Genomic DNA, 16,162 nt, shown 5'->3' with positions numbered 1-16,162 from the left:
CGGCGCCGGCCCACCCCGCGACGGGGCCGGCGCCGACCGCGGCCTCAGCGGATCGGAAGCAGAGCGTCCTCCTCCGCGGCGGTGCGCGGCCCGAAGATGCGGCGATCGGACTCGGCGATCGGCACATCGTTGATGCTGGCCTCGCGCCGCGACATCAGCCCCTCGGGCGAGAATTCCCACAGCTCGTTGCCGTAGCTGCGATACCACCGGCCGTTCTCGTCGTGCCATTCGTACTGGAACCGCACGGCAATGCGGTTCTCCCGGAAGCTCCACAGCTCCTTGCGCAGCGCGTAACCGTTCTCGGTGGCCCACTTGCGCTTCAGGAAGTCGACGATCTCGGCGCGCCCGGTGAGGAACTCATCGCGATTGCGCCACACCGAATCCTCGGTGTACGCGTTCGCGACCGTCTCGGGATCGCGAGTGTTCCAGGCGTTTTCGGCGGCGCGCACCTTGGCCTTGGCGGATTCCAGGTCGAAGGGCGGCAGTGGGGGTCGCATGGCGGGTCCTTTCAGGGGTTGGCGGGTGAGAGTTCGGGCTCGCTCCAGCGCAGCGGTGTGGCGCCGGAGATCTCGATCACCTCGGTGAGGGTGAAGTCGATGGAGCATTGCGCACCGGTGGTGAACGTGGCTTCGTCCCAGGTTATTTCGGCGGTGCCGGTCATTTGCAGCGTCGCGCCGGTCCGCCAGTCGAGCACCAGCAGCCCGCAGCGCGGATCGGCGGCGATATTGCCCAGCGTCATGAACATGGAGTTGCCGCGATAGTCCGGCCAGCGCAGACGGCTCGGCGAAAGCACCTGCAGGAAACCGGGATTACCGCCGCGATGCGAGGCATCGGCATTGCCGTCCGGGTCGGCGGAGGCGATGAAGAACGTATCGGCGGAACCCAGCGCCCGCCGCTGCTCCGGATCCAGCTCCGTCGCACGCCGGACTGTCACCGCGCCGCCGTCCGACCACTCCTCGATCCCCCGGCGGGAAATGTATTTCGGGCAGTTGGAATACACCTGATCGGTGGTGATCCGCAGCCCCGCCGGAGTGGGTTCGGCAACCCCGTTGACCCGCATGCGCCGCCGCCGCTGCGGCTGCAAGGCGATCATGCCGAGATGTCCTGCGGCGCGCAGTGATTCGGCGAGCGGGTCGCCGGGAACCGGCAGCGCGTCCACCACGATGGTGCGCTCGCCCACGGCCCGGGCGAACCCGGCGGGCCCGGTCAGCGGGCTCGCCCACAACCGTTCCGCGGCATCGGCGGCCGCCACCACGACCATCGGCTGGGCGGCCAGGAATTCCGCCGCGGCGGCCGGGATGTCGGCGCGGATCATGCGCCCCACACGTTGGGCGATATCGGCCTGACCCATGCGCTCCTGCACGGCCAGTTCACCGGAGTGATAGGCGATGGTCATGGTGTGCTCCTGTCAGCGGGCCGCGCGGCCCACTCCGAACTGCGCTGTGGCGGAGGGTTCCTGCTCAGAAGAAGCCGCAGGTGGGCGCGGCGCCACTCGGCGCGGGCGCGTGCTCGGCCCCGGCGGGCGCGTACACCTCGAGCCGGATCCCGTCCGGATCGGTGAAGAAGATGCCGCCGGAGGACGCGCCCTCGCCGTGCGCGACGACGCCGTCGTGCGCGAAGGCCACATTCAGTTCCCGGAGCACCGATTCCACCGCCCACACCTCGTCGATGGTGCCGACCTGGAACGAAAGGTGATGCAGTCCCGGTGTTTTCACATCAAACCGCCCGTCGCTCTGCTGCCACAGCGTGACCTGCAGCTTGCCGTCCGCCCCGAGGAAGGCGAACCGCCGCTCCCCTTCTCCGCCGGCGCCGAGCGTTTCGAATCCGAGGGCGCGCCGGTAGAAGTCCACCGAGCGATCCAGGTCGGTGACATTGAGGCCGATGTGGCCGGTGGCGAGCGCAGGTGCTGTCATGATGACCCCTTGGGAAGCTTTAACCAGTGTTCATTGTTTGACAGGTTAGAACCTAGCGATACGGCAATCCCAGTGTCAACCCTCATAATTACTTTTACCGGTTAGAGAGGAGGCGTTACCCCGATGACGAACCCGCGCCGGTTACCCTCAGTCGTGCCCGATCCACGCCCCCACCTCGGCGAACCGCTCGCCCTGGACCTGCTCAACACCCGCTGGATATCCCCCGACGGACCGCAGGACCTGCTCACCGATGTGGACGGCCTGCGCCGGTGGCTGGCCGACAACGACCTCACCGCCCCCGCCGACGAACCGACCCTGCGCGCCCTGCTCACCGCGCGCGAAGCCATCCTGCAGGTGGCGCGCGGCGGATCCGGCGATGCCCTCAATGCCGTGCTCGACCACGGCCGCATCCGCCGGACGCTCACCTCTACTGGGCCCGCCGACGAAACCGAGATCCGCAATCCGCACTGGCTGCCCGCCTGGCTCGCGGCCGACAACCTGCTATCCCTGCTGGCCGCCCCCGACCGCATCAAACAGTGCGCCCACCCCAATTGCGTGCTGTGGTTCCACGACACCTCGAAGAACGGCGCCCGCCGCTGGCATTCCATGGCCACCTGCGGCAACCGCGCCAAGGCCACCCGGCATTACGCGAAGAAGACGCAGCCGGGCGAATAACCGCCGCTGGCAACGACTGCCGAGCAACCGGCGAAACCCGCTCGGAACAGCCGTCGAGCGGTCGGGCGAATGGTCGACTGCTCAGAACAGTTCGTCGAGCAGCCGGTAATAGTGCACGCGCCGCTGATCGGGCTCGGACAGTCCGTAGGCGGCGAGGAATGCCGCCACCTCGCCCGGCCCGAAATCGTCCTCGAGATCTCGCAGCGCGAGCGCGATATCGCGGTACCGGTCGGCCACGCCCAGCCGCCCCAGATCGATGAGCATGCCGCCCTCGAGCACGTTCGACGGTGTGTAATCGCCGTGCACCACAACGAGATCCTCGGTCTCGGGACGCTCGGCGATCAGCTGCTCGAGCACCGCCTCCGGGGTGCGCCCGGCATTGTCGTCGTCGAAATCCTCGGCGTCGACCAGGCCTTCCGCTACCTGCCGCCGCGCCAGCCGCAGCATGGTGTCGATCCGCGCGTCGAACGGGCAGTCGGCGATCGGCAGCGCGTGCAGCCGCCGCAGCACCTCGCCCATCGCCGTACCGGGCGAATCCAGCTCGGCGGAGGCCAGACTGGCGACGCCGGCATCGGCGAGCACCAGCACATCGGCGTCGAACAAGGCCACCTTCGGGACCGGCAGGCCCTGCGCCTCCAGCCACACCAGACGCGCGTGCTCGGCGACGGCCTCGGAACCCCTTTTCATCCAATAGGTTCCGTTGACGTTGACCACGCCGCCGCTGGCGCCCTCATGGTCGTCGGAGAACACCGGATCAGCGCCGAACAACTCGTTCACGGCAGGCGGCAGCTCGGACGACAACTCGGATCCCACAGCAATCAGCTCTTCCACTCACCACCGCGTACGCGGTACATCGAATTCCGCACACAGCGCCCGCCACACGTCCCGCGGATCGATCCCGGACTCGATGGCCTGCGCTCCCGTCTTTCCCATCGACGGCAACACATGATCGGTCAGCAGCGCATCTCCCCGCGTCGTCCCGAATTCGGTATGCAACAGCTCCTGGAACTCCGTCAACCGCACGGCCGCGAGCCTACGCCACCGGGCTGCGTGGCCCGAAAACGCGGGGATCACCACCTGAATCGACGGGGCGCTCGGCTGAGCGCATTGGCCGAGAGGCCTCCTCGTCATTCCGGAGCGCTCGGGCTGGGATCCACCAGGCTGATGTGGACCCGGCCGAAAGCATGCCGAGATGACGGGCGGGCGGACCCTCGGGCCGGCCGCTCAACCACCTCGGAGGACGAACAGCGGACCCTCCGGCCCAGCCGCTCAACAGCCTCGGAGGACGAGCAGCGGACCCTCGGCCCGGCTGCTCGCCCCTCGGTGAGGTCAGCCGGCGCGGGCGGCCTCGAGCACGTCGTGGCAGACCTGGACGGGGTCGGTGACCACCGCCGCGCCTGCGGCTGCCGATACGGCCGCAGCCTTGTACGACGGCTCGTCGAGGATCCGCTGGACGGACTCGCGCACGGATTCCGGGGTGAGCGGGCGGATGAGAATCGAACTGCCTTGGCGGGCGGCGCGATTGGCGAGCTCCCATTGGTCGCCGCCGCCCGGGACGGTGATGACGGGGACGGCCGCTAGCAGGGACTTCGCGAGCAGGCCGTGTCCGCCGCCGCCGATCACGACGGAGGCGTGGCGGAGAATCTCGTCCTGGCGGCCCAAACCGGCTGTGGCCCAGGGCGGAAGGTCGGTGGGCGGGGTGTCGAGCATGGATACCGCGACCCGGACTCCGGCGCCGTCGAGCGCTTCGAGGACGGTTTCGACCATGCCGTTGACTCCGGTGTGCGCGGTCGAGGGCGCGACCATGACCAGCGGATCGTTGCCGGGCGGGAGCTCCAGCACGTGATCGGTCGGCTCCCAGAGCAGCGGGCCGACCAGATGTGCGTTGTCCGGCCAGTCCGGGCGGGGTACTTCCAGTGCGGGGAGCGTGGCGATGAGGCGAGCGGTCGGGCCGGGGTCCTGGGGTGGTAGGCCGATGCTCGCGCGGGCTTCCTCGCGCTGGACCTCACCGCGGCGGATGGCGCGGGCGGTCAGCGTGCGCAGCATGGAGTCCCGGGCTCGGCCGCGTACGCCTTCGCCGGGGGCGAGACCACTTCCTATGGGGGGTAGGGCTTTTGACGGCAGGTACAGGGGGTGCGGCGACAATTCCGCCCACGGGAGCCCCAGGCGTTCGGCTGCCATGCCGCCGCCGGCGGTGAGGATGTCGGATACTACGAGTTCGGGGAGCATGGCGCTCAGGTCGGGGAGGATTTCGGTGGCGATGTGCGCTGCGCGTTGGTGAATGCGTGCTCCGGCGTCGGCGTCGTCGTCCTCGGCGCGGGGGGCCAGGCCTTTGAGGCGGCGGACGCCGATTCCGGCGTTGCGGGCGGCGTCGAACCAGCGGGGGCTGGTGAACAGCACCGGGTCGTCGCCTGCTGCCAGGAATCGCACGCACAACGCGATCGCTGGGAAGGCATGTCCCGGATCTGGTCCGGCTACCACCGCTACTCGCACGCCCATACCATGCCACATGGGGTTTGAGTTGCCGTCGGGTGTTAGTTGCGGGGCGGTGGGGTGAAGGCATTCCACTCAGGACCGCTCGTGGCTGTGTTTAATTTGCCTCCGCTTCGCTCCGGCGGGGTTCGGGGCCTGACAGTCTCGATTTTTCCCTCCCTCCGCGCACGCCGGAGCTCCTCCGCTTCGCTCCCCCGCTCCGACGCACGCTCCACTCAGTCCAAAATCGAGACGGCCCCGAACCCACACAGCGAGTGCACCAACTGTCATCCCTGCCGTTCATTGACAGTTCGCCTGCGGCGGACAAACACACAAGCACACGAGCTGACGACCCGACCAGCTGGTGACCCGGACCAGCCGGCAATCGCACCGGCTGGCGACCGGACGGGCGGGCGACCGGACCGGCTGGCGAGCGGACCGGCTGGTGCCCGGACCGGCCGACAATCGCACCGGCGGGCGACCGGACCGGCTGGCGAGCGGACCGGCTGGTGCCCGGACCGGCCGACAATCGCACCGGCGGGCGACCGCACCGGCTGGCGAGCGGACCGGCTGGCGAGCAGACCGGCTGGCGAGCAGACCGGCTGGTGCCCGGACTGGCCGACAATCGGGCCGGCTGGTGATCGCACCGGCGGGTGCCCGGACCGGCCGACAATCGGACGGGCTCGGATAGATCAACCCCGTCACGGGATTTCGGGGTTCGCCTTCGGCGGGCGGGGTTGGGTCGGCAGGGGGAACGCGGGGTGTTGTGAGTGAGTCAGCCTGCGAAGTAGAAGAGTTCGAAGGAGATGGCGTGGGCTGCTGGGAAGCCTTCCTTGGGGCCGGCGGTCATGTCGATGACGGCGCGGGCCTGGGTGGCTACTGGTTCGGGGCTGAGGGCCTCCAGGTAGCGGGCGTGGGCCATGAGGGATTCGATGGCGGGTTCGATGGTGTCGGAGACGTCTACGGCGTGGCTGCCGTTGGGGACGCCGTAGACGGCGGCCCAGCGGGGGGACCAGATCGGGAGGTCGGCGATGTCGGGGTGGATCCATTCGTTGCCGGCGTCGGATACGGCGTCCAGGGCGGCGCGGCCTACGGCTCGGTGGTCGGCGCTGTTGGGGTAGCCGCGGGCCCAGACGTCGCCGAAGTTGAACAGCACCACCATTTCCGGGCGGTGGCGGCGGATGGCGGCGGCCAGGTCGCGGCGGAGGGCGAGGCTCTCCTCGATGCGGCCGTCGGGGTGGCCGAGGAATTCGACTTCGGTGACGCCGACGATCTTGGCGCCCGCGCGTTCCTCGAGTTCGCGCAGCGGGCCGGATTCGACGGGCGGGAGGCCCGCGATGCCCGCTTCGCCGCTGCTGACCAGGACGTAGCGAATGTCCTTGCCCTGCCGCGTCCAGCGCGCGACGGCCGCGGCCGCGCCGTATTCGATGTCATCGGGGTGCGCGACGATGACGATGCCGCGCTCCCAGTCCTCGGGTAGCTGCTCCATGCCTGAATTCAACACCAGGCGCGCCCGATCGATACCGCACAACCCCTGATCCGCAGGTCAGAGCATGCCCAGCACGCCGTCGAAGGCCGCTTCGGCGGCGCCGAGCAGCTTCAAATCCGCTCCCAGCCGGGACTTTTCGATGCGCACGCCGCCGAGGGCGCGGCTGACCATGCTGCGGCGGCGGACCTGATCGCCGACTCGGGCGACGGCGGCATCGGGCAAGGCGGTGAAAAGGTCGCCGAGCACAACGAGTTCGGGGCCCAGGATATTGACGACATTGACCAGACCGAGGGTCAGCCAGTCCAGGTATTCGCCGAGCCGGGGTTCGCAATCACCGTGCAGGGAGCGCAGTTCCGCGACAATGGCCCCGCGCGGACCGTGCTCGGACAGCCCCAGCGCCCGGCACAGCGCGGCCTCGCCCACCTCGGTCTCCCAGCAGCCCTCATTGCCGCAGTGGCAGGACCGCCCGCCGGGGCGCACCGTCATATGGCCGATCTCGCCGAGATATCCGGCGGACCCGCGCAACAAGGTGCCCTGCGAGATGAGCCCGCCGCCCACCCCGACATCCGCGGAGACGAAGACCGCGTCATCGGCGCCGCGTCCGGCGCCGCGCGCGTATTCGGCCAGCGCTCCGAATTCGGCATCGTTCCCGACCACCACGGGCACACCGAGCACACCGTTCATCCGCTGTCCCAGCGACACATCGGCCCAGCCCAGATTGGCCGCATCGTGCACCAGCCCGTCGGCCCGCCGCACCACGCCGGGCACCGAGATGCCGGCCGCCACCGGCCGCAGGCCCAGATCGGCCGCGAGCAGCGTCGCGGATTCGGCGATATGGGTGATCACCTCGTCCGGTTCTCGTTGCCGCCCATGCAGATTCCAGCTGTTGCGGCCCAGGATCTGCCCCCCGAACCCGACCAGCGCGATACCGGCGTGCTCGACCTGCACATCGACCGCGAGCACCACCGCCGCATGCGGTTGCGGCAGCACCAGCAGCGACGGGCGGCCCGCGCCGCGGGGCAACCGGGGCACCCGCTCCTCCACCAGTCCGCTCTCGGCGAGCGCGTCGACGAGCATCTTGATGGTGGAGCGGTTCAGGCCCAGTTCGGTGGCCAGCGCGGCGCGGGTGGCGGGGCCTCCGATGTGCAGCAGGCGCAGGAGGCTCGACCGGTTGAAGCGGCGCACCTCGTCCGGTCGGGCGACGGTCATGACCTCAGGAATACCACTGCCGCGCTCACCGTTGCGCCACCGCCGCGCGTCGTCTCGACAATGCGTCGACCGTGGCGGCCAGCAGCAGCACCAGACCGGTGACGATGGAGACCACCGCGGCCGGCTGTTCGAGCAGGCCGAGGCCATTGGAGACCACCGCCAGCACCGCGCCGCCGATCACCGCGTCGGCCACCCGGCCGCGCCCGCCGAACAGCGAGGTGCCCCCGATGACGGCCGCGCCGACCGCGAACAACAGCGTATTCAGGCCGCCCGCTTGCGGATCCACCGATCCGACCTTCGAGGAGTAGACGATCGCGCCGATCGCCGCGCACGAGGAGGAGATGACGAAAACGCTTGCCCGCAGCTGCGTTACATTGATGCCCGCGCGCCGGGCGGCCTCCGCGTTGCCGCCGACCGCGTAGATGTGGCGGCCGTAGGTGGTGCGGTTGAGGACATAGGTGCCGGCCACCATCAGCGCCAGGACGATGGGCACCACATACGGCACGCCGGAGATCTCGATGAGATCGTTGGGCGAGCGGTTCACCGTGAGCAGGATGGTCACGATGGCCGCGAAAACGGTGAGCGCCACCACTTTCGCGAGCACCAGCGGCGTCGGCTGGGTGACCAGCCCGCGGCGGCGGCGCAGGAAATGCCCGCCCAGCGTGACCGCCGCGTATCCGCCGGCCGCGATCACGAACAGCAGCCAGCTGCCCAGCGTCGACAGATTTCCGTTCGCGACCTGATCGAGCACGTGCGAGGAGCTGATGCCCAGCACGCCGCCCTCGCCGATGAGCTGCAGAATCACGCCCTGCCAGGCCAGGAACAGCGCCAGCGTCACCACGAAGGACGGCATGCCGATCTTCGCGATGAGGAATCCGGTGATGCAGCCGATGGCCGCGCCCACGCACACCGCGAGCAGCATCTCCACCCACGGATTGGCCTTGAACCCGATCACGGTGATGGCCACGCCGAGCAGCGACATGGCCACGCCCGGCCAGATGCGCAGCAGGCCCGCGAGCACCGCGCCCAGGATCAGCAGCGCGTTGAAGATGAAGAACACGGTGGATCCCATGCCGGACATGAGATTTCCGTCCTCGACGTAATGCATGGCCAGCACCGCGCCGGCCACGCCGGAGGCGGTGCCCGCCGACAGATCGATCTCCCCGATCAGCAGCACGTACACGATGCCGATCGCGATGATCGTCTGTCCCGCGCCCTGCGCCAGCAAGTTGGCGATGTTGTTGAGCGAGAAGAACACATCCGACATCACCGAGAACAGCACGACCAGCGCGACCAGGCCGAGAATGGCCGGCAGCGAACCGATTTCACCCGCCCGCAGCCGGGCCGCATAGTCGCGCACCGCCTCCCGGCTCGACAGCGTGGTGGTGTCGATGCCGAAATCCGCGACCGCGGTCTCCGCGGTCTTGACCGCACCCGGCTCCGAAACCTTCGTCATCCCAGCGGCTTCCGTACGCCCGGAGTCGTTGCTCCCGGCGGTGTTCTCCTCGCGCATTCCACTCTCGCTCACAGCGCCACCGCCTCCGGTCGCGCCAGTCCCAGATCGCCGGAGCGCCCGGCGGTGATCAGCTCGACCACCTGGCCGTGCGTCACATCGGCGGTGCGCACCTCGGCGGCCATCCGGCCCAGGTACAGCACCGCGATGCGGTCGGCGACCTCGAACACATCGGCCAGGTTGTGGCTGATCAGCACCACGCCCAGGCCCTGTTCGGCCAGTCGCCGCACCAGATCCAGCACCTGCCGGGTCTGCGCCACGCCCAGCGCCGCGGTCGGCTCGTCGAGCAGCACCAGATTGCTGTTCCACAGCACCGCCTTGGCAATGGCCACGGTCTGGCGCTGCCCGCCGGACAGTGCGGACACCGGGGTGCGCACCGATTTCACGGTCCGCACCCCGAGTGAGGCCAGGGTGCGGCGAGCCGCCTCCTCCATGCTCGCCTCGTCCAGCAGCCACGGCTTGCCGCGTTCGCGGCCGAGGAACATATTCGCGACGATATCGAGATTGTCGGCCAGGGCCAGGTCCTGATAGACCACCTCGATGCCGAGCTCGGCGGCATCCTTGGGGCCGCGCAGGTGCACCGGTTCGCCCCGGAAGCGCACCTCGCCGGAATCGGAACCATGAATCCCGGCAACGCATTTCACCAGGGTGCTCTTGCCCGCGCCATTGTCGCCGACCAGGGCCGTGACCTCGCCCGCGGGCACCGTGAAATCGACGTCGTGCAATACGTGCACCGCACCGAAACTCTTGTTCAGTCCGGTGATTCGGAGTAGCGGCTCGCTCATACCCTCACCCTCAGCGGATACCGAGCTCGGTGCAGGCCGCCGCCAGATCGCCACCGCAGATATCGGCCGCCTTCACGAAACCGGCGTCGGTCACGACCTTCACCTCGGCGCGGGTCACCGTCTGCGGTTGCAGCAGCACCGATTTCACCTCGCGCTTGCCCTTGGGATCCTGGCTCACGCTCACCGCCAGCGCGTCCGCGGCCGCCTTGTCGCCCTTGGCCAGGGCCGCGGCGAGTTTGGCGGCCGCCTGCGCCTCGCCGAGGATCGGCTTGAAGACCGTCATGTACTGGTCGCCGCGCAGGACGGCCTTGAGGCCCTCGGCGGTGGCGTCCTGGCCGGTGACCGGCACCTTGCCATTGAGGCCGTTCTTCTTCAGCACGGTGATCACCGCGCCCGCCAGGCCGTCATTGGCCGCGACCACGCCGTCGACCTTGCCGCCGTTGCCGGTGAGAATCTGCTCGAAGGTGGTGCCGCCCTTCTGGTTGTCCCAGCCGTCGATGGCCTGGGAGCGCACCAGTTTGAGCGTGCCCGCGTCGTAGAGGGGCTTGAGAATGTTCTGCTGGCCCTGGTGGAACAGAGTGGCGTTGTTGTCGGTGGGCGCGCCCTCGATCTCGATGACCTCGGCGCCCGGCTTGGACTTCAAGGCGTCGGCGAGGGCCTGGCCCTGCAGCTCACCGACCTTCACATTGTCGAAAGACACGTAGTAGTCGGAGGATCCGCCCAGATTGAGCCGGTCGTAGTCGATGGTCGGGATGCCGGCCTTCTTGGCCTTGGCGGCGACCGCGCTGCCGACCTCGCTATTGATGGAGGCGATGATCAGCACCTTCACGCCCTTGGCGATCATGCCGTCGGCGAGGGTGGTGAACTTCTGCACGTCGCCCTGGGCGTTCTGCACGTCGGCGTCGAAGCCCTCGGCGCGCAGGGCTTGCTGGAGCATCGGCTTGTCGAAGGATTCCCAGCGGGCCGAGGTCGCGGTCTCCGGCAGGATGACGCCCACCGTGTCGCCGCCTCCGCCGGAGGGTGAATCGGACTTGTCGTTGCTGCTGGTGTTCGACCCGCATGCGGTGAGCGTCATTGCTCCCGACAGTGCCAGCGCCACGGCGGCGTATCCGATCCGGAATCTCCGGTGGCCGGAATTCTTCGGCAAGAGCGGGCTTTTCGTCCTCATCACGGTGACCTTCCCGAGCCGCGGTCGTGGCACGCATACGTCTGTGACGACCGCTTATCGATATGTTGTGGGCAACAACATATGCGACCCAGGCGAGGCCGGAGGGCAAATCAGGCAAACCGGTCCAGCCGACATGCGAAGGGGCCGTCCGGCGTCCTTGACAACACCGCACGGCCCCTTCGAAAACCTCGCTACAACTTGCCGATCGTGGTCTTGTCCGAGTTGGACACCGCCTTGTACAGCAGGTAAAGGCCGAATACGACCGCGCTGATCATCAGGATCGGGAACAGACCCTTGATCAGCGCGCCGATGATCGCGAACGCGATCCACACGAGCGCGACGACGCCGATGATCTTCCAAAGCATTGAATGCCTCCCGTAGGTCTCGAACCGCCGTCAGCGCGATCCGACACCATCCATACTGCTGCCTCCACAAAAGAAAAGCACCAGGTCAACGGCGAAATCGGGGTAAGTTCAGGGTTGTCCCCGAGTCCCCGGATCGGGATGGTCACCGGCCCGCGATCCGCCTCAGGGCAGCAGCACGACCTTGCCGCCGGCATGCCCGGCCATCACCAGCTCGAGCGCGGCCGCCACCTCGGCCAGCGGATACGTCGCGGCAATCACCAGATCCAGCTTGCCCGCCCGCACCGAGTCGAGCAGTTCCCGCCACGAGTTCTCCCGGATCTCGACCCCCGGATCCGCACCGGGCGCGAAACCCAGCCCCTGAAACCCGTACTTCGCCGCTTGCTCGAACGCGACGATGGTGGCTATCCGGGCGCGGTCGGCGACCAGTTCGACGGACACCTCCACCGCTTCCTCGGTGCCGACGGTATCGAGCGCCGCGTCCACGCCGCCCGGAGCCAGAGCGCGCACCCGGTCGGCGAGACCGGGCCCGTATTCGACAGGTTCCACCCCATAGGCCCGCAGCCGATCATGATGCTTCGCCGCGGCCGTGCCGATCACCCGCGCGCCGCGCGCCACCGCCAACTGCGCGGCCACCGACCCCACACTCCCGGCCGCACTGTGCACGAGCACCGTGTCCCCCGGCCCGACCTTGGTCGCCGCGACCAGATGAACCGCCGTGCCTCCCACGGCGAGCAGACCCGCCGCGACCTCCCAGCTCACCTCGGCGGGCTTGGGCACCACGCGCGCGGCCGGGGCATTCACCACCCCGGCATATCCCCCGGCAACCCGCGCGAGCACCTCATCACCCACCGCGATCGGCCCAGCGGGCCCCGTCGCCTCCGCGCCCACCGCGGTAACCACCCCCGACACCTCCCCGCCCAGCCGCATGGGCAGGGCCGCGGGATCGGTGCCGAACGCCCCACTGAACCGCTTGTAGTCGAAAGGATTCACCCCGGCCGCACGAACCTCGACGGTGACCTCCCCGGGCCCCGGCGGCGGCACCTCAACCTCGATGAGCGACAACACTTCCGGACCACCGTAGGCGGTGGCAACGACAGCTGGAGTCATACCGCAACAGCCTACGCCCGACCCCCACCCTCCCCCGCTCACGGTTGAGCCAACCCTGCTTCACACCAAGCACACCCCGCACACACTGGATACATTCTCCCGTCAGGAGGTCACAATGGACACCGAATACCTGGCCTGGAGCATCCTGGTCACCATCCTCCGCGCAGCAGCCACCACCGGCCTGCTCAGCGGCTCGGTCGACCAATGGGCCAATATGAACGGCTACCGCTAGCCAGGCGTCATCCACACGCCCACACCCATTCTCAGCCGGATCGGCCGAAAGCCGTTACGCGCTCATGGATTGGCGCGATACCGGTCGTCGGCGAGGTCGGTGAGGGCCTGGGCCCAGCCGTCGAGGCGGTCGGCGGCGTCGCGCAGCCCCACCATGGCCCAGCCGAGATCGTCTGCCACGGCGGCGCTCTCGGGCACGGCGAGCACCCGGGCGGCGGCCGCGACCATGCCTTCGAACTCGACCACGCCGTCGTCGAGGCGAATCGATGCGGCCCGGACGTGTTCGACCAGTGGGGCTTTCGCCGCGCCCAGTGCATCCGCGGCGCGCTCCATGGCGACCACGTCGGCGGCCAGGGCGTGCAGCGCCGCCGCGCCGGAGGAGGCCGTTTCGAGGGTGTCGACCAGGTCGTCGGCGGGTAGTCGCCCGGATTTGGCGATCTGATCGCCCAAACCGTGCAAGGCCCGCTCGGCCCGCACCAATCGGCTGATCGCGGCCCGCGCGGCGGACCGCAGCGGCGGCAACCGCCGGGGCTGGAATGCCGCCTGCGGCAATGGTTCCTTGCGCAGTTCCAGGTAGCGGCGCACGGCTACGGTCGTGCCGGTGACCAGGGCGACCGCCCCGCCGCCGACCACGATCACCGCCCAGGCCGGCGCCGAAACCAGCACGAGCCCAACAGTTCCGGCCGTGGTCAACCCGGAAGCGGTTCCCAATCTCAGGCTTCGCCGCCGCGCCCGCCGCCGCTTCCGCAGCTCCCGCTCCCGTGGATCGGCCCACTTCCGCACCGCGACCAGCGCCTGCTCCCCCATCCCCCGCAACGTCTCCGGCAGCCGCTGCGCCAACTCCTCGGGTTCCATCCCGGTCGGCGCCAACGCCTCCCGCACCACCTCGGTGGCCCGCTCCCGCCGGCTCCGCCGCCCAGCGCGTCCCTTGCCCGGTGCCGGTCGGCCGGCCTCACCGCGGCCGAATCCGCTGTCCGTCCGAGCCCGTCCGCGCTGCCCTGCGGCCGCGCCCGACTCGTGTCCGGCGTCATAGCCCGCAGCGCCGCGCCTTCCGGGTGCCGACGCGGGCGACGATCCGGGATACGGCGAGGTCGTCCAGCCATCGAGGGACTGCTGCCACCCCGGCTGCTTCGTGCCATCGGAGACCGCTGTGGCCTGAGGGAACGCCTCGGCGCCACGGGCCTTGGAAGTCGCCGCAACGCCCCCGGAACCAAATCCAGCTCCGCTACTCGATCCGGGCGCGCCCGACGGCGGCTGCCCGGTCTGCGACGAGGTCGTGGCTTCGCCCGAGGGGAACCCAGCGGCGGAACCGCCTGCGGGAGATCCGGTCGACTGCGCCCGCGCGGCATCGCTCGCAGCGGCCGACGAGTCGCGGGTTGCTGTATGCCCGCCGGGGTTCGCTACTCCGCCGTGGGAACGCGGCCCGATCGGCGAGTGTGCGGAGCCGGCGGGTTCGGCTGCGCCACTGGTGAATTCCGAGGTGGGCCGAGCCGGGAGACTGTCCGCGCCGGGGGTTCGGACAGCGCCGGGCGCGGCGGATTCGGTGGTGGCCGCATCCTTTTCGGATGACCGAGGCCCAGTGGGTGGCTGTTCACTCGGGGTGCGGCCGAAGGGCGAGGGGAACAGGGAAGTCAGCGGGGCGGTGACCCGGGGGCGGCGGAAACGGGCAGGGGAGGTCGCGGGGTCGTGCTCTGCCCGCGATCTCCCCATCGGTGTGCTGCCTTTCGCGCCGTGAACCGCTACTGCTGAGCGGCCTGGCCCTTGTTCATCTGGGGCTGGGGCTGGGCGGGCTGGGTGGGGATGGACTGCTGCTGGCCGCCGGAGGGGAGGGCGTCGCCGCGCATGGAGGCGCGGATCTGCTCGAGGCGGTTGTGGCCGGCCATCTGGATGGAGGCCTGCTGGACCTCCATCATGCGGCCCTGGACGGAGTTGCCCGCGAGTTCGGCGGCGCCGAGGGCATTGGCGTAGCGACGCTCGATCTTCTCGCGCACGGCGTCCAGGCTGGGGGTGGTGCCGGGGGCCGAGAGGGTGGAGTCCATCTGCTGCAGGGAGGCCGAGACCTGCTCCTGCATCTTGGCCTGCTCCAGCTGGGACAGCAGCTTGGTGCGCTCGGCGACCTTCTGCTGCAGCAGCATGGCGTTCTGCTCGACCGCCTTCTTGGCCTGCGCGGCGGCCTGCAGCGACTGGTCGTGCAGCACCTTCAGATCCTCGACGGCCTGCTCGGCGGTGACCAGCTGGGCGGCGAAAGCCTCGGCGGCATTGGTGTACTGGATCGCCTTTTCGGTATCGCCGGCGGCGGTCGCCTGATCGGCGAGCATGACCGCCTGGCGCGCATTGGCGTTCAGCTTCTCGACCTCGTCGAGCTGCCGGTTCAGCTTCATCTCCAGCTGACGCTGGTTGCCGATCACCGACGCGGCCTGCTGCGACAGGGCCTGATGCTGGCGCTGGGCTTCCTCGATGGCCTGCTGGATCTGGACCTTCGGATCCGCATGCTCCTCGATCTTGGAATCGAAGAGGGCCATCATGTACTTCCAGGCCTTCACGAACGGATTAGCCATCGATTGATCCCGCCTCCATATGACGTGCCGCACTCGGTAGCGCGACATAGTGCGCGACCGTCACGCACCCGGTTGTCCCTGTCTCCATCCACTGCGCCGGCAGCCGCGGAGCGGAACCCCCGCAGCTGCACGACGCCTCCGGCCTGAAGCCTACAGAGAATTTATCCCTTTCGGCTCCAGCGCACAGCGATCACTTGGCCGCCACCAGCACCAGCCGGTCCGACTTCGGCGCCGGAATGACGATTCGCGGACCGAAAGCGCCGTCCCCGCCGCGCGGCGTGACCTTCGCACCGGCCGCCGACAGCTGAGCATTCGAGGCCGGGGGCGCGCTCGGCGCACCCACCCCCACCGGCTCGGGCTGCTTGGCGGCGGCCTTGTCGGCCTCGGCCATGGCCGAACCGACATCGAAGAGCACCTGCGCCAGCGGCAGATCCAGGGCCTGGCAGATGGCGGCCAGCAGCTCGCTGGAAGCCTCCTTGCGCCCGCGTTCCACCTCCGACAGGTACCCCAGGCTCACCCGTGCCGAGGTGGAGACCTCACGCAACGTCCGGCTCTGGGCGACCCGAGCGCGCCGCAGGCTTTCCCCGATCGCTTCTCGCAGCAGCGTCATCTCGTTCTCCTCACACTCGTCTCGCCGGACCCAGCGTTTGACTGGACAACGTCCGGCGTCGGCCGCG

The 16,162-nt window shown here is 69.2% G+C and carries 17 protein-coding genes; 1 reads left to right on the top strand and 16 read right to left on the bottom strand.

Going from position 1 to position 16,162, the window contains the following annotated elements; genetic code table 11:
- Positions 1–44: 44 nt before the first annotated feature.
- From ACYQ5L_RS12875 to ACYQ5L_RS12865, 3 genes are all read right to left on the bottom strand, one after another.
- A complete protein-coding gene (locus ACYQ5L_RS12875; protein WP_459957580.1) occupies positions 45–497 on the bottom strand; it encodes a nuclear transport factor 2 family protein in 453 nt (150 codons plus the stop codon).
- An 11-nt stretch (positions 498–508) separates the two neighbouring features.
- Complete coding sequence (locus ACYQ5L_RS12870; RefSeq protein WP_459963417.1) at positions 509–1,390, bottom strand: pyridoxamine 5'-phosphate oxidase family protein; 882 nt, start codon at positions 1,388–1,390, stop codon at positions 509–511.
- A gap of 70 nt (positions 1,391–1,460) precedes the next feature.
- Complete coding sequence (locus tag ACYQ5L_RS12865) at positions 1,461–1,913, bottom strand: VOC family protein (protein WP_459957579.1); 453 nt, start codon at positions 1,911–1,913, stop codon at positions 1,461–1,463.
- 153 nt (positions 1,914–2,066) lie between these two features.
- Here ACYQ5L_RS12865 and ACYQ5L_RS12860 point away from each other — a divergent pair, with 153 nt between their 5' ends.
- The gene (locus ACYQ5L_RS12860) at positions 2,067–2,588 is read left to right on the top strand and encodes a CGNR zinc finger domain-containing protein (RefSeq protein WP_459957578.1); all 522 of its coding nucleotides are present in this window, start codon (positions 2,067–2,069) and stop codon (positions 2,586–2,588) included.
- Between the two features lie 81 nt (positions 2,589–2,669).
- Here ACYQ5L_RS12860 and ACYQ5L_RS12855 read toward each other — a convergent pair whose 3' ends face one another.
- The 13 genes from ACYQ5L_RS12855 to ACYQ5L_RS12795 all read right to left on the bottom strand — a co-directional run bounded on the left by ACYQ5L_RS12855 (position 2,670) and on the right by ACYQ5L_RS12795 (position 16,095).
- On the bottom strand, positions 2,670–3,401 hold the full coding sequence (locus ACYQ5L_RS12855; RefSeq protein WP_459957577.1) for a phosphotransferase: 732 nt from the start codon (positions 3,399–3,401) through the stop codon (positions 2,670–2,672).
- 18 nt (positions 3,402–3,419) lie between these two features.
- A complete protein-coding gene (locus ACYQ5L_RS12850; RefSeq protein WP_459957576.1) occupies positions 3,420–3,611 on the bottom strand; it encodes a DUF3046 domain-containing protein in 192 nt (63 codons plus the stop codon).
- A 306-nt stretch (positions 3,612–3,917) separates the two neighbouring features.
- Complete coding sequence (locus ACYQ5L_RS12845) at positions 3,918–5,081, bottom strand: glycosyltransferase (RefSeq protein ID WP_459957575.1); 1,164 nt, start codon at positions 5,079–5,081, stop codon at positions 3,918–3,920.
- Positions 5,082–5,835: 754 nt separating this feature from the next.
- On the bottom strand, positions 5,836–6,549 hold the full coding sequence (locus ACYQ5L_RS12840; protein WP_459957574.1) for a PIG-L deacetylase family protein: 714 nt from the start codon (positions 6,547–6,549) through the stop codon (positions 5,836–5,838).
- 57 nt (positions 6,550–6,606) lie between these two features.
- Entirely contained in the window at positions 6,607–7,758 is a 1,152-nt protein-coding gene (locus tag ACYQ5L_RS12835; RefSeq protein WP_459957573.1) for an ROK family protein, read from the bottom strand.
- 25 nt (positions 7,759–7,783) lie between these two features.
- A complete protein-coding gene (locus tag ACYQ5L_RS12830) occupies positions 7,784–9,214 on the bottom strand; it encodes a sugar ABC transporter permease (RefSeq protein WP_459957572.1) in 1,431 nt (476 codons plus the stop codon).
- A 68-nt stretch (positions 9,215–9,282) separates the two neighbouring features.
- On the bottom strand, positions 9,283–10,056 hold the full coding sequence (locus tag ACYQ5L_RS12825; protein ID WP_459957571.1) for an ATP-binding cassette domain-containing protein: 774 nt from the start codon (positions 10,054–10,056) through the stop codon (positions 9,283–9,285).
- Between the two features lie 10 nt (positions 10,057–10,066).
- A complete protein-coding gene (locus ACYQ5L_RS12820) occupies positions 10,067–11,131 on the bottom strand; it encodes a sugar ABC transporter substrate-binding protein (RefSeq protein ID WP_459957570.1) in 1,065 nt (354 codons plus the stop codon).
- Between the two features lie 284 nt (positions 11,132–11,415).
- Positions 11,416–11,589, bottom strand: coding sequence for a hypothetical protein (locus ACYQ5L_RS12815; RefSeq protein WP_169814918.1), 174 nt, complete (start codon positions 11,587–11,589; stop codon positions 11,416–11,418).
- A gap of 162 nt (positions 11,590–11,751) precedes the next feature.
- Positions 11,752–12,696, bottom strand: a complete 945-nt coding sequence (locus ACYQ5L_RS12810; protein ID WP_459957569.1) for an NADP-dependent oxidoreductase — start codon at positions 12,694–12,696, stop codon at positions 11,752–11,754.
- Between the two features lie 294 nt (positions 12,697–12,990).
- Complete coding sequence (gene pspM, locus ACYQ5L_RS12805; protein WP_459957568.1) at positions 12,991–13,812, bottom strand: phage shock envelope stress response protein PspM; 822 nt, start codon at positions 13,810–13,812, stop codon at positions 12,991–12,993.
- 854 nt (positions 13,813–14,666) lie between these two features.
- Complete coding sequence (locus ACYQ5L_RS12800) at positions 14,667–15,485, bottom strand: PspA/IM30 family protein (RefSeq protein ID WP_459957567.1); 819 nt, start codon at positions 15,483–15,485, stop codon at positions 14,667–14,669.
- A 190-nt stretch (positions 15,486–15,675) separates the two neighbouring features.
- Positions 15,676–16,095 carry a helix-turn-helix domain-containing protein gene (locus ACYQ5L_RS12795; RefSeq protein ID WP_459957566.1) on the bottom strand — a complete coding sequence of 140 codons (420 nt, stop codon included), beginning with the start codon at positions 16,093–16,095 and terminating at the stop codon, positions 15,676–15,678.
- Between the last annotated feature and the right edge of the window lie 67 nt (positions 16,096–16,162).

Source organism: Nocardia sp. IFM 10818, assembly GCF_054655275.1.
This window is presented reverse-complemented; position numbering and strand designations above follow the sequence as displayed.